Source organism: Prevotella sp., assembly GCF_051059605.1.
In the GTDB taxonomy this organism is placed as follows: domain Bacteria; phylum Bacteroidota; class Bacteroidia; order Bacteroidales; family Bacteroidaceae; genus Prevotella.
This window is the reverse complement of record NZ_CP050883.1, coordinates 1,884,440-1,899,456: the sequence shown is the minus strand read 5'-3', so window position 1 is coordinate 1,899,456 and position 15,017 is coordinate 1,884,440. Positions and strand designations below refer to the sequence as shown.

The window sequence follows — 15,017 nt, the reverse complement described above, 5'->3', positions numbered from 1 at the left end:
AGACATTTATCAATTTTTTTTTGTATCTTTGCATCATTCTATTTTCCAGATTAAATCAAGACTACGACAAAAATACATACATGGACGATAACTATAAAGACAATAATGATATTGTAAACAATGAGGATGAGGAATTGACGGATAATGCGCATTCCGATTACAAACCGGTTGATAAATTTGATGCGTCTGCCGTTCATCATCTCAGTGGCATGTATAAGAATTGGTTTCTAGATTATGCCAGTTACGTAATTTTGGAACGTGCCGTGCCGCATATTGAGGACGGACTTAAACCTGTGCAAAGACGTATCCTACACTCTATGAAGAGGATGGATGACGGACGATACAACAAGGTGGCTAATATCGTGGGACATACTATGCAGTTTCATCCTCATGGTGACGCATCTATTGGTGACGCACTAGTACAGATGGGACAGAAAGATTTACTAATTGATACGCAGGGTAACTGGGGTAACATCTTAACCGGTGACCGTGCTGCAGCTCCACGTTATATTGAGGCACGCTTGTCTAAATTTGCGCTTGATGTTGTCTTCAATCCTAAAACTACCGATTGGCAGTTGAGTTATGACGGACGCAATAAGGAACCTATAACGCTCCCTGCTAAGTTCCCGTTGTTGCTTGCACAGGGTGCTGAAGGTATTGCCGTAGGTCTTAGTAGCAAGATTCTTCCGCATAATTTAAATGATATTTGTGATGCAGCAATTAGCTATCTAAGCGGAAACGATTTCCAGTTATATCCTGATTTTCCTACAGGTGGAGCTATTGACGTTAATAAGTATAATGACGGACAACGTGGTGGAGCTCTAAAGGTGCGTGCGAAAATAGAAAAGCTTGATAGTAAGACTCTTGTTATACGTGAAATACCATTTAGTAAGACTACCACAACTCTTATCGATAGCATACTTCGTGCAATTGATAAAGGAAAGATTAAGGCAAAACATGTTGACGACAACACTGCTGCTGAGGTAGAAATACAGATACATCTTGCGCCTGGGGTTTCGTCAGACAAGACTATTGATGCGCTTTATGCCTTCAGCGACTGCGAAATAAATATATCTCCTAATTGTTGTGTGATTGAAGACCATAAACCATGTTTCCTAACGGTGAGTGATGTGCTTCGCCATAGTGCTGAGCGCACAATGGGACTGTTGCGAAAGGAACTTCAGATACGCCGAGGGGAGTTACTTGAGCAGTTATTCTTTGCGAGTCTTGAACGTATATTTATTGAGCAACGAATATATAAGGAAAAGAAATTTGAACAGGCTCCTGATATGGATATGGCTATTGCTTTTGTTGATGATAAGCTGACTCCTTTTAAACCAGAATTCATACGTGATGTTACACGTGATGATATACTTAGACTTATGGAAATAAAGATGCAGCGCATCCTGAAATTCAATAAGGATAAGGCCGAGGAACTCCTCGCAAGAATTAAGGCTGAGGTCGCTGATATTGACAAAGACCTTAACCAAATGACTGCTGTCACGATAAACTGGTTTAAGTTTATAAAGAATAAATATGGCGCTGATCATCCTCGTCATACTGAAATACGTAGCTTTGACACGATAGATAGTACAAAGGTTGTTGAAGCCAATCAAAAATTGTATATCAATCGTCAGGAAGGCTTTGTTGGTACAGGATTGAAGAAAGACGAATTTGTATGTAACTGTTCTGATATTGACGATATAATAATCTTCTATAAAGACGGATTATTTAAGGTGGTGAAGGTTGCCGAAAAGATATTTGTCGGTAAAGGAATCATTTGGCTGCAGGTGTTCAAAAAGAACGATAAACGTACTATATATAATGCCGTATATAGAGACGGAAAACAGGGCTGTTATTTTATCAAGCGATTCAATGTCACTAGTATAACACGTGATAGGGATTACAATTTGACACTTGGCACTCCTGGTTCAAAAGTTATGTATTTTACAGCCAATCCAAACGGAGAAGCTGAGGTGATAAAGATTACTCTTGACGTTGATCCTAAACTGAAACGTCAGAATATATTCCGTGAAAAGGACTTCAGTGAAATCATGATTAAGTCGCGCTCGGCAAAGGGAAATCTTCTATCTAAAGTTGGAATACATCGTATAAGTCTTAAAAATCATGGACATTCTACTCTAGGAGGGCGTAAGGTTTGGTATGATCCAGACGTGAAGCGAATCAACTACGAGGAACACGGATACTCATTGGGTGAATTCTTTGATGAAGACAGAATACTTGTAGTTCTCAAAAATGGTGATTTCTATATCACAGACTTTGATGCAAACAATCATTATCCTGACAATATCTTGCGTATTGAAAAATGGAATCAGCATAAAGTGTGGACGGCAGTTTTGTATGATGCCGACAATCAAGGCTATCCATATATAAAGAGATTTACGATGGATGCAATCAAACGACCTCAAAATATGTTGGGTGATAATGCAAATAGCCAACTTGTGTTGCTCACCGATACATATTATCCTCTAATACAAGTTTCTTATGGAGGTAACGACTTTGTGAGACCAGCTGAGGAAATAGACGCAGAACAATTCATCGGAGTTAAGGGATTCAAGGCAAAAGGAAAGAGAATTTCTACTTGGGAGATTGACTCGATAACCGAACTTGAACCTACAAGATTCAATGAAGAGGAATATACCAAAATTGAAGACACAGAAAACGAAGATGATGAAGAGGAAAATCTTGACCCAGATGCTGGTAAAAGTCAGCAACAAATAATCGATGAGCAGATAGGACAGCTCAGTTTATTCCCTGAAGACAATGAAAATAAAGACGATTAAAAATAGAATTCTTCTCATGTTACCAGCTATATTACTGTGTAACATGAGTATGAATGCACAAACCGACTCATTGAGATTTGGCGATAAATTTATCACCAACCGTAAGATGATAGGTATTGGAGCTACTAATATACTTGATACTTATCTAAGCCCTGAAAAATACACTGGTACTGATATTAGATATCTCAGTCATACATTAAGACAAAGACAAGGAAACAGATTTGTCTATGAACTTGTTCATCAAGGTAATATTGCATATATTGATAATCGTTCTGGAGACGGAAAAGAGATGTCTGGCAACTATAATTTTCAATATGGTGTGCATTATCTGTTTAATACTTGGAATATTGGGAGTAATCAACTTCTGTTTGAAGCTGGTGGAAACGTTGAGGCAAACGTTGGATTTATATACAACACGCGCAATGGAAATAATCCAGCACAGGCACGTGCGTTTATAAATATTGTGCCAACAGCGGCTCTTGAATATAATTTCCATAACCCATTTCATAGTGGGGCGTATCGTGATTTTAAACTAAGATATGAAATAGGTGTTCCTGTTGCAGGCATAATGTTTAGCCCTAATTACGGACAGTCTTATTATGAGATATTCTCTGAGGGAAACTACGACCACAATGTCTGTTTCACGCATCCAGGCAATGCCCCTTCGTTACGCAATATGCTAACTTTTGATTTTCCGCTATTGCATTCCACTTTTAGCATCGGATACATTGGCGAGTTTCAACAGGCCCGTGTGAACAACCTTAAACAGCATGTCTACACTCACGCCATAATGATAGGAATTGTTAAGACGTTTAAACTAATAAAAGTAAGAAAATGAGGTATTCTCCAATAGGCATATTTAGAAAATTACATATATCATTATTGTTTTTATTTGTTTTAATCTCACTCACCTCGCTGACGGGATGTGTAGATGAGGATGAGTATGCCGATAATCCAAAGGGAAACTTTGAAGCTCTTTGGAATATAATAGATCAGCATTATTGTTTTTTTGACTATAAGGCTCAACAATATGGATTAGATTGGAATGAAGTCCACACCAGATACGCCAAACAGGTTGATGGTGGAATGACAGATGCGCAACTTTTTGAGGTCCTAGGTAATATGCTAGGCGAACTGCGTGATGGACACGTCAATATGTATTCAAGTTTCGATGTTGCAAGAAATTGGTCGTGGCATGAAAACTATCCAAGCAACGTTAGCGACTCATTGATAACAAAATATCTTGGTACTGATTATAAAATTGCCAATGGCATGAAATATCGAGTGCTTGATGACAATATTGGCTATATACGTTGTTCTACTTTCGAAAACAAATTAGGTAGTGGTAACCTTGATGAGATAATATCAAATTTATTGTTAACTCGTGGATTGATAATCGACCTAAGGAATAACACAGGTGGAATGATGACAAGTGCCGAGGAGTTTGCTGCAAGATTCACCAATAAGAAAATTCTTGTTGGATATATGCAGCATAAGACTGGTAAGGGACATGGCGACTTCTCGTCTATGGAGGAGCAATATCTTGAACCGAGTACTGGAATACGTTGGCAGAAACCTGTTATAATACTCACTAACCGTAGTGTTTATAGTGCAGCCAATGAGTTTGTGAAATATATGAAGTGTTGTCCTAATGTTACAATCGTAGGTGACAAAACAGGAGGTGGAGCAGGGATGCCATTTAGTAGTGAGATTCCGATTGGTTGGGGCATTCGTTTTTCTGCCTGCCCTATATTTGATAAGAACCAAGCAAGTACAGAGTTTGGAATAGCCCCTGATTATAAGGTAGATATGACAACAATGGATTTCTATTCTGGAAAGGATACTATAATAGAGTTAGCGAGAAAACTATTGTCAAAGCAATTTTGATTTCATCACTGATACATTGAGTGCATAACCTCACTTATAATGTTTAAACTTTTTGCTGATGAGGTCTCAACTTTATCATGTCAGTAGGTATAGCCTTCTTTATACTTTCTGAAATAAGCTGGAGTATAGAATTACGAATAAAACTATTTGCAGTTATGATAATGATCTTTCTAGTAGGAGAAGGAATTGCGAATTGACGAACCAATTTTCTTTTATTCTCTGTCAATTGTTCTGCGGCAAGCTCTGGGATAAAAGTCACTCCACGACCGCCTTCTACAATGTGCATAAAGGTTTCGATGCTTCCAAGACGGTATGCACGCTCACTTATTGCTGCATGTTTCAAATGACAAAACTTCTGCATCTGTTTACTTAGACAGTGACCTTCGCCCAAAAGCCATAAGAATTCACCATTCAAATCCTTATCTTTTATGGTCTCATTATTTATAAGTTTATTATTTGGTGATACATATACGAAAAGCTCCTCATAATAAAGTTCTGTTTTTTCAAAATCATCCATTCCGTCAAGGTCTGCAACTATACCAGCATCAATATCACCATGGCGCAATGCTTTCTTAATATCCTCGGTCTTCATTTCCGTAATTCTCACATCCATTTCAGGATGTTTGTTAATCATCTGCGGAAAAAAGCGAGGTATAAGATACGGTGCTATTGTCGGAATAATACCAAGGTTAAATGTTCCGTCAACAAAATTCTGCTGCTCATTTACAATATCTTTTATCCTCGTTGAACTAAGGAGGGCTTTTCTTGCTTGTTCCAATACCAATCGTCCGATTTGAGTAGGTTCCAGTGGATGTGTTCGCCTATCGAATATTTTTATACCTAGTTCATCCTCTAATTTCTGAATCATCGCACTCAGAGTTGGCTGAGTAACATTACAGTAATCTGCCGCATTGCCAAAATGGCGAAAACGATCTACGGCTATGATATATTCAAGTTGTTGCAGTGTCATAATATTCTAATTTCCTGCAAATGTACTCAATATTATTAAGAAGTCAAACCTATTTAATAGATTTTGTCAATACGCTCATAAATATTTTCTGTTGGAGTCTATCAATTAACATCTTATCTTTGCACCAGATATTAATTTATCAGTAAGTAGAAAGATTTGTTTTCTGTGGAATCGCATTAGACGAAAAAATCAAAATGTTTGAAATGCGGATACAATAAGAAACAAAAGTAACACAATATCCTTAGAATGTCAGATAGATTATTAAATGATTGATTGTATTTCTAGATATTACCCATGCATTATTGTACGTTTGTTGTTGAGATAACGACTCTTTAAAATTAATATTGATAAAAGTAGATAAAAACTATTTGCATTTTTAGGATTATGATTCTTATAATAAATAGCGTGCTGCATATAAGCAGTACGCTATTTTTTTTTATATTGATATGTGTAAGTCAAAAGTCAAATTACAATATCTATTTTGACTTCATCGTAATTTCAATACGATTATTCGGCTGTAGAATTTTCTTGGCAAAATCACGTATATCATTTATTGTTAGAGATTTCACTCTCTGCAGATAGTTGTTATCAAAATCTACTTTATTAAACAATTGATTATAGGCGATGTAATTCCAATAGTCATTTGTGATTTTAACCTGTCCGTATGTCTTATACTCATATTCTTTTACCTTGTTTAGGTTTTCCTCACTAGGACCGTCTTTTGCCAATATATTCAACTGCTCATAAATAATAGGAATGAGAGTTTGGTATTTTTCAGGATCAGTACGGAAACTTATTTTCATAAGAGCTTCAGCGTATGGATACTTTTCAAGTTCACCATTAACACTTACTCCATAGGTTCCACCTTTTTCTTCACGCACTTTCTCCGTATACATCATACGAAGGATTTGACTCATAACGTCAATAAGTAATGAATTATCAGCATTATATTCAGTCTTGGCCTTTATAAAGATACTTGTTAATGAAGATGGAGTAGACTGTTCCTTTTGGAATATATGAGTTTCATTTACATCACGTATATATACGTGATTATCTTTTATTTGCTCATTACTGTTATAACCTTTCAAACTTGCCAAATAATTACATATAAGAGGGCGAACAGTATTCATGTCTATATTTCCTGTAAGGATGACAGTGAAATCTGAAGCATCAGCAAATCGTTCTTTATATATTTGCATAATTCTATCATAGTTCACTAAAGACAGATCCTCTTTTTTTATTGGGGCCATTCTAGGGTTGTTACCATACAGTATTGAAATAATAGAATCATTATATGAAACATTAGGATTTGCATCACGATTGGTTAGAAACTCACTCTGTCTATTCATCAAACTAGCAAATGCATTTTTGTCTTGTCTAGGTGATGTAAAGTATAAATGAGCAAGTTGGAATAGCTCCTTCATATTTTTTATATTGCTATAACCTTTCAAACCTTCTGTTTCTTCACCAATATATGGTGAAAGTTTTACGGTCTTACCATCAAGCATTTTATCTAATGATGTGGCATCAAAATCACCAATGCCACTCTCTGCTATTGCTGATGTGATATAGTTAAGATTAGCCATATCAGATACTGGATATAAAGATTTTCCGCCAAGACTAAATGCATTAAAATTAATTCTGTCTGCTTCAAAATTGGTTGGACGCACATAAACCTTCATACCATTAGATAATGTAAACAATCTATATCCATGTTTCCATTCCTTTTCAGAGACAATCTTTCCTGCTTTAATCTTTCCTGAAATTAAATTATCAGAAATACCTTTGTCAAGATATGGTTCATATTTCTTGCTTTGAGCATTCTTTATGTTCGAAATAATATCACTGTGTGAAGGCATGATAAAACCATCTTTGTCTGGTCCATATATTGTTACCACCTCGTTCTTGTTTGTTATAATCTTATCTATATCAGAATTGATATCTTTGAGGCTAATCTCTGAGTTTAATTTTGTCACTTCCTTTAGCTCTTCCTCAGCAGACATCATTGGTTCTTCATCTAAGAAATTGCGCAAACACATTTTTACGTAATGACCATTGCGCTTCTTTTCGCGGCTGTTGTATGCATTCTGTGCAAATCTTAATGTTTCTGATTTTGCTCTGTCAAGTTCTGACTGCGTGAATCCAAGATTGCGTGCGCGCTGCAGTTCTCCAATAAGTGCTGCAATACCTTCTTTTATATTGTTTTGCTTGCACATCATCGAACTACTAAAGGCATCTTTAGTATTTGATAAGAAGAAAGAGCCATCACGTACCGATGAAGATAAGAATGGAGGATTAGATTGCTTGACAATTTCTTTCAATCTATCGTTAAGCATCTTCATTATAATTTCAGACTTGTAACTGTCCTCGTAATTAGATTCATAATTGCGTTCATTTCTAGGCGTTGCATCACGTTTCATATAGATGCTGAAATTAACTGTTGGCTGCTCTTTATCCTTAGCAGTAAACACAATGATAGAATCGTTATTATTTACAGGATAGTATATTCTCTCAGCAGGATTTACAGGAGTAGGAATAGAGCCAAAGATAGTCTTAATTTTATTCTCAATACTATCTACGTTAATATCTCCAACAACGATGATAGCTTGAAGGTCTGGACGATACCACTTCGCATAATAGTCTCTAAGATCCTTATATTTAAAATGGTCAACAATATCCATGTTTCCAATAGGCAGACAATCTTCATATTTTGTACCTTTATATATCACGGGAGCTGCATCTTCCATCAATCGTTGTACTGCCATTCCAGCACGTCTCGTACGCCACTCTTCATGCACAACGCCACGTTCTTTGTCTATTTCTGAGTCTTTAAGAAGTAATGAATGGCTCCAGTCGTGAAGAATAAGGAGGCATGAATCAACTATATTCATATTCGTTACCGGTGCAGAAGATATATTGTATACAGTTTCGTCTACACTTGTATATGCATTAAGATTTTGTCCGAACTTTATTCCAACGCTCTCACACCATTTAACTACACCCGGCTTAATACTGTCACCAGGGAAGTTTAATGTTCCATTAAAAGCCATGTGCTCAAGAAAATGAGCCAATCCGCGTTGTGGCTTTTCTTCAAGTATAGATCCCACACGCTGCGCAATGTAGAAGTCGGCAACATTTGGAGTTTGTGTGTTATTACGTATATAATATGTAAGTCCATTAGGAAGTTTTCCCCTACGTACATTCTTGTCTAGTGGAAGTTGCTCTGCTGCTTGTGAAAATACAGCAAAGGCTAGCATTATTCCGGTTATTAATTGTTTTCTCATAAGTTGTTATTTTAATAATGTTGGTGTTGCATCAGATTCAAAATCTTCTGTTGAATTATTGGTGTCAATGAATTTGTTTCCAGATTTCTTACGTATTACGGCTTTACTAAATCTTGTTTTATCAGCATCGATGCTTCCACAATGAGCCCATCCTGCATCAAGCGATGCCGACACAACGTTCCATTGATAAGAAGCTGCAATACTCAGATTTACGGCATCAATAATCCATGAATTAGGAAGTTTGTATCCATCTTTATTCATTGTATATGAATTTCCATTTGCTGACATAACATAGCTATATTTGTAATAATAGTTACGCAGGAAAGTCTCCTTGTCCGTTTCAGGCTTTGCTATAGCATAAGAATGATATCCACGATTATGAAGAGTGAAATATGTATTAGAGTAGTCATACCAATTTACAAGATTTGGTACATTTGGATTATCATCATCCGAGAATTTCGGATTAGAAGATACATCATAGAATTCAAAGTCGGCATTACTCAAATCTATTGAGTTCGCATTAATTTCTTTATGATTCTTAGCGTTAAGTGCAAGTGTTATCTCTTGTCCCGGTTTTATAGGATAATCTTTACCATTACCTGGAATTATGTATATAGCATCAATAGTCATAGCTTGATTCATGATGTCAGGAGTATAATCAAATTTTGAAACAGTCATGAATGAAGACTCTACGAATGCAAGCCCATCTGCATATAAAACAGAATCACTATTATTTGCTATTTTAATATATTGGTCATTACTATATTGCTTTCCTTCTGGAGTAAGTGTGCCTGTGAAAAACATCTCTGAAATAACAAAACCATCTTGTGCATTATAGGTGTTCAATGCTATTGTTTTGTGAGATACATCGTTACCAGTAGATGTTTTGTTTACGATGACGTTACTTTCTGTTGCCTTTACAGATGTATTTACAATTGTTGTATCAAGATTATAAGAAATTCCTCCTCTTATGTCAAGAGTGTAGTTGCCTTCTGGAACTTCTGTTGTGTCAACATACTGTGTGCCCGCTCTTCTGAAGTTTTTTGCTACATAAGTTTTTTTTGTTTGTACATTTGTTAGGGTAGCTGTTGCTCCAGTTAATGATGGCGAATTAATATTTAGCGGCATGTCTAGCGACATAGCGAACTTCACATTTTGTTCTACCTCATTCTCATTATCGTTATCTTTGCAAGATGCGAAAACAACACTTACGGCAATAAATGCCAGTATAAGTCTGAATTTTTCTTTTGTAATCATATTATTTTATTTAGAATGTTATACCTGTTGATAAATATATTTTATTTCCATTATTATTATTTCCTTCAAATCTTCCACCACCGAGTTCTATAAACATGCCATATGATTTCCAATTTGATGGTGTATAGTCTGCTCTCATTTTTGCTGATATAATTAAATAATTACCAGTGATGTTGGAGTATGTATATTCCATAAGGTTTATATTCGCATTATCCATAGCTGTATATGGCATCGTGATGTCTTTATTCTGGTTATGAAAGTATGAAGCTGAAAGTATGCAATTCACAGTGATATCATTTTTAATATTACCTATAAACTGACCTTCTATTCGTTCATATAACTTAGAAAAAGACATTTTACTAATTGGAAATATATAATTTGACGCACAATCAATATATCCTATGCGCCCTGTGAAATTCCATTGTGCGCTGCCATTAAAGTTTAGTGCGCCACCTATGTAGCTATCAGTTTTATGACTATGAAACATTGTCATATCTGCTATTACAAGATACTCGCCCGAAGAAGAGTTACCAGCAACATGCTCATCTCCATCTCTTTTTTCATAATTGATTCCGGCAAAACAACTCCAGCCAAATTTCTGCACGGTTTTCCAACCTACCTCACCGTTATAATTATACAAATAGAGCGTTGTTATGGGGAAAGAGTTCATATCAGGCAAAATACGCTTGTATGGAATATAATTATATTCAGCCGACAGATACATTCCATTTTTCTTTGTAGGACTGATGTTTATATCATAACATAGCCCTGTTCCTTTGTAGTATGATGATGTGTTATTACCCGAAAATCTTTGATGATACATTCCAAGTCCTAACATTTGATACTCAGGTATGACTCCGTCTTCTTTAAAAAATTCAACGCTATTTGTCTGTTTGTAGAATCTTGCTCCTAAACCAGTTCCAAGAAGATACTTTCCCAAATCATATGACACACCTAAGCGCATGGATAGGTCAGTTACTATACTACGGGGTCTTGGATCTTTTGTGCGATATTCGTGCTCTGCTCTAAAGTAAATAAGTTCTCCGATAGTAAGTCGTCCAACTTTAGTTGCACATCCACCCGAGAATGTATATCGCTCATTATTAAGATTTCCACCTAGTGTATCGCCCATAATATATGGATAGAGTGTGCTGAAATCTGCAGTAGAATTCCATTTAATATCTTTTTTGTTTCCACTTCTATACGAAGCACTTCCCCATACCGTTGTTGTATTGTTTAATTTAATATAAGAATTAATATTTATACCAGCATAATTATGTCCATCTCCTAATTCATATAGTATAGGGCGATTTAATTTCTCATAATCTGTATATACTCGTAATTCAGAATATTGTTTATCGTAGGCATTATTCATAAATGCTGGATTATTCTTTTGCAAGGAAAGTACATCACCGAATATAGAATTATGCTCATTTATAGCTGTTATCGTATCCTCAACGCTTCCACGAACTATCGTGCAAACGCTAAGCATTAATAATGATAATATGAACTTTGTTTTTCTCATATTTACATGAATATTATATTAACAGAAGCTTTTGCTGGATGATCAAGAAATTCACTATAACTTGAAGCCGCTCTAAAGCTTTTTGTGTGTTTTATATTCTGTTTGTCATGATATAATACGGTACCATTTACATTGATAGAGTAACTTCCACGCATAACATCAATTAATGTTGAGGTACCATTAAACTCCGATGACGAGTAAGACTGCTTGTTGTTAAGATTCACAACGGTTACAGTGCCCTGCATCTTTTCAACATTAATGCTGTCGGGAACACTAACTGTAATATTTGCAGATGTGGTATAGTCATCATTATCATCATGGCAGGCAGACAATATATTCAATAGAAATAAAGTCACAACCAATATACTGAGTATGTTTTTTTTCATAGACCTATATTTTTACATTCATTTCAAGTCCAAAATATGGAGTTACGTGACGCCTTATCGTATAATTATTGCGCACATAATCAGGATTATAATCCAGCAACTTGTTTATAAATAATGCAATAGTCAACTTATCGTCAAGCAATTTCTTTGTTGCTTTAAAATTCACATTCATACAAAATGGCACAGTCTGTCTGTCATATAAAGATGAGTTATATGAACGTACCAGATACTGAAGATAAGTATCATTTTTATCTTCTTCTGTGAAATCATGAATAGCACCATATTTGTCTATGTATTGTGTAGGTACATTTTCTTTTTCTTTATTCTGTGATGCCGTCATCCATACGCATTGAGCCGAGATAGAGAATATTAGTTTAAGTTTTGGTATATCACTATCAAATGTAAAATTAGTATTGACCATTTCTCTAATATATCCATCGTCATCTTTATATATTCCGGCATATTGAAAGCTTTCTCCACCAATAAGTTTTGAAGGCATTTCCACTATAGATTGCGAATTACTATATTCAGTTTTAAACCATGCTCCATTTATCGTAAGACGTGTGTTTACGATAGGAAATCTTATCGTAGAGAATGTGTATTCAATACCCTTTTTGTATGTGCGACTACCATTCGTTGTGGTAGTATAGCTGTGTAGCTCATTCTGCATTGTGTAAGGCAATGTTGCAACATCAGGTGGTGATGTTATTGTATTAGCATCTATGCCCGAAGCATCATAATTCTTAAAACTGTATGAATTGTATATAGCTGTTGAACGAAATCCAGAATTCATGTCTTCTCTAAAATAAGTAACCGATAGTCTATTCCCTGCAAGATTAAAATCTCCTCTCAGCTCCCATTTCTTATTTCGTGCTGCGCGTATATTGTAGTTCGTTGGATCCTTTACATAAGTCTGTAAATATATTCTGCGATAGTCTCTGTTAGGATGATAATAATTGAGTTCTATCAAATCCATATATACAGGTTCCGGATACATATAATCCATCGTAGGCATTTTAGTATGCTCACCATATCCTCCTGCAATCTGAATAGTTAAAGTCTTACCCAAAAAATCAATAGCAGGAAAAGTCCATCCTAGATTTATTCTTGGGTCGATATAATACTTATTATGAAGTGCATATTTATCTGATAGATTTAACATCGTGCTTAATCTCGCTCCAGCTTGAACATCAAGTTTATTTTTGCCGATATATAAACCAATATTCTCTTCTGCATATTCTGATAGTATATGTGATGCAGGAACTTCTGAATATTTACGTGGACGAACAGATAATCCTGGATAAAGAGGATTTAACTGATTGAATATCTGACCATCACCATAGTTCTTGTCCAACTGCCAGTCTGCGCCTAATTTTAATTCATTAGATGCACCTTTTAACGGAAACGCTAAAGATGTGTTTACCTTTGCATATAAACTAAAAGGTTGCCCATCTACTTTTTGATTGGCAGTATATGTGTATGGATAAATTAATACGGCATCATGTTCTCCGTCTGTGGTTGTTGTTGCAGCAGGAGTCTCTCTGTTCAGTTGTACCAATCTTGTGCGGTCTAAAAGATCTTTCTCATAAGCAACAGACATAAGCGCTGAAGCTGATTTAAAGATAGATTTCTTATTAAGATTTATGTAATCTACTGATGCATTCAATGAATAGCGATTATATTTTGATGCATATTTGTCAACACCTCCATAATTTAATTCAGGATCCACTTTGTCATCATCAAAAGAGCCGCCATAATCCATATTCAAACTAGCTGTAACTTTTCTGGTGTCTGATATCCATTCTTTGTTTAATCGTGCAGAAATAGTGATACGACTATATGTCTCTAGAATATTTCTGGGATCTGATTTACTGTTTAAATAATCAGCACTTAAATTTAGCGACATACGGCTAGGAACCCACGTAAAGCTTTTTGATAAATAAAATAATTTACTATCCATATCAGCCTTAAAACGAGCAGATATATCATTGCCGCCTTTACGCCTGTTAATCTTAACCAAACCACTTGTTAAGTCGCCATATTCCACAGATGGTATACCTCTTACAATTTCTACATTCTGAATATCATCTGTAGATATTGCACGCATATCAACTCCTGAATTTGTGAAATCACGTGATGTTGTTTGGGTATCCCAAGCTCCGTTCATAAACTGCATATTTGCATTTGTACTTATTGGAGCGCCATCAATAACAAATGATGTTCCTAAAGATGATGTGGAATAGTCGCTGCTTGATATTGGTACTTCACGCAAAGAAATTACATTCGGGGCGTTTAACGCTGGATCTTTTGCCATTCCTCCCGGCAAAAGCTCAAGTATGTCTGCAAAACTTGATGGCTGAAGATGTTCCATCGCATATTTCGCTATTTTTGACGAACTTGTTATTCCATGAGATTCTGTTGCCGTTACAACAACATCGTTTATTGTTGTTTCTGATGGAGATAGTTTATATATATTGCCATTTCCAAGTAAACTATGTTGTTTTTTATATCCAATATATGTTATCTCTATTCCATCTTTCATAAGCTCTCTTTTCGGAATAATAGATACATATCCGTTAATATCGCTAACTGACGAAATATTCTTATCAGCGCTCATTCTCATAACTGCGCCAACAAGAGGTTCTCCTGTTATTCCGTCAACAATCCTACATTTATATGTGTTCTGAGCTTTTAAGCCATCAGCAAAAACAATAAAAAGGAAAGAATATATTAATATCCAAAACTTCATCTAATTTATTTTTTTGCAAAGGTAGACTGATTGAAAAATATTTGCAATACCTAAAAATAATGATTTGAGGATACTATATAACTGTTGATAAAACAAGTCAATAAATAAGATGTTTAAATGATAATACCATTACAATCGTGATATATCATGAAACT

9 protein-coding genes are annotated in these 15,017 nt (G+C 35.5%); 3 read left to right on the top strand and 6 right to left on the bottom strand.

The features are described 5' to 3' along the window. Positions 1-80 precede the first annotated feature (80 nt). From HEQ28_RS07580 to HEQ28_RS07570, 3 genes are read left to right on the top strand one after another with little or no spacing between them, the layout of a single operon-like run. Complete coding sequence (locus HEQ28_RS07580; protein ID WP_434501668.1) at positions 81-2,804, top strand: DNA gyrase/topoisomerase IV subunit A; 2,724 nt, start codon at positions 81-83, stop codon at positions 2,802-2,804. Next, positions 2,785-3,642, top strand: coding sequence for a DUF3316 domain-containing protein (locus HEQ28_RS07575; protein ID WP_434501667.1), 858 nt, complete (start codon positions 2,785-2,787; stop codon positions 3,640-3,642). Before HEQ28_RS07580 ends, HEQ28_RS07575 begins: the two co-directional genes overlap by 20 nt. Next, on the top strand, positions 3,639-4,691 hold the full coding sequence (locus tag HEQ28_RS07570; protein WP_434501666.1) for a S41 family peptidase: 1,053 nt from the start codon (positions 3,639-3,641) through the stop codon (positions 4,689-4,691). Before HEQ28_RS07575 ends, HEQ28_RS07570 begins: the two co-directional genes overlap by 4 nt. 43 nt (positions 4,692-4,734) lie before the next feature. Here the strand turns inward: HEQ28_RS07570 and HEQ28_RS07565 are convergent, their stop codons facing one another. From HEQ28_RS07565 to HEQ28_RS07540, 6 genes are all read right to left on the bottom strand, one after another. Further along, entirely contained in the window at positions 4,735-5,661 is a 927-nt protein-coding gene (locus HEQ28_RS07565; protein WP_434501665.1) for a hydrogen peroxide-inducible genes activator, read from the bottom strand. Between the two features lie 476 nt (positions 5,662-6,137). Next, a complete protein-coding gene (locus tag HEQ28_RS07560) occupies positions 6,138-8,945 on the bottom strand; it encodes a M16 family metallopeptidase (protein ID WP_434501664.1) in 2,808 nt (935 codons plus the stop codon). Positions 8,946-8,951: 6 nt separating this feature from the next. Then, positions 8,952-10,202: a DUF4876 domain-containing protein gene (locus tag HEQ28_RS07555; RefSeq protein WP_434501663.1), complete on the bottom strand. Its 1,251-nt coding sequence runs from the start codon at positions 10,200-10,202 to the stop codon at positions 8,952-8,954. A 10-nt stretch (positions 10,203-10,212) separates the two neighbouring features. Then, positions 10,213-11,727 (bottom strand): DUF6850 family outer membrane beta-barrel protein, encoded by a 1,515-nt coding sequence (locus HEQ28_RS07550; RefSeq protein WP_434501662.1) that lies wholly within the window; start codon positions 11,725-11,727, stop codon positions 10,213-10,215. Between the two features lie 2 nt (positions 11,728-11,729). Next, complete coding sequence (locus HEQ28_RS07545; protein WP_434501661.1) at positions 11,730-12,113, bottom strand: hypothetical protein; 384 nt, start codon at positions 12,111-12,113, stop codon at positions 11,730-11,732. A gap of 4 nt (positions 12,114-12,117) precedes the next feature. After that, positions 12,118-14,862: a TonB-dependent receptor plug domain-containing protein gene (locus HEQ28_RS07540; protein ID WP_434501660.1), complete on the bottom strand. Its 2,745-nt coding sequence runs from the start codon at positions 14,860-14,862 to the stop codon at positions 12,118-12,120. Positions 14,863-15,017: the final 155 nt, after the last annotated feature.

Excerpts from the sequence above, each read along its gene's own strand:
- HEQ28_RS07580 (WP_434501668.1), top strand. The coding sequence starts at position 81 with ATGGACGATAACTATAAAGACAATAATGATATTGTAAACAATGAGGAT.
- HEQ28_RS07575 (WP_434501667.1), top strand. The coding sequence starts at position 2,785 with ATGAAAATAAAGACGATTAAAAATAGAATTCTTCTCATGTTACCAGCT.
- HEQ28_RS07570 (WP_434501666.1), top strand. The coding sequence starts at position 3,639 with ATGAGGTATTCTCCAATAGGCATATTTAGAAAATTACATATATCATTA.
- HEQ28_RS07565 (WP_434501665.1), bottom strand. The coding sequence starts at position 5,661 with ATGACACTGCAACAACTTGAATATATCATAGCCGTAGATCGTTTTCGC.
- HEQ28_RS07560 (WP_434501664.1), bottom strand. The coding sequence starts at position 8,945 with ATGAGAAAACAATTAATAACCGGAATAATGCTAGCCTTTGCTGTATTT.
- HEQ28_RS07555 (WP_434501663.1), bottom strand. The coding sequence starts at position 10,202 with ATGATTACAAAAGAAAAATTCAGACTTATACTGGCATTTATTGCCGTA.
- HEQ28_RS07550 (WP_434501662.1), bottom strand. The coding sequence starts at position 11,727 with ATGAGAAAAACAAAGTTCATATTATCATTATTAATGCTTAGCGTTTGC.
- HEQ28_RS07545 (WP_434501661.1), bottom strand. The coding sequence starts at position 12,113 with ATGAAAAAAAACATACTCAGTATATTGGTTGTGACTTTATTTCTATTG.
- HEQ28_RS07540 (WP_434501660.1), bottom strand. The coding sequence starts at position 14,862 with ATGAAGTTTTGGATATTAATATATTCTTTCCTTTTTATTGTTTTTGCT.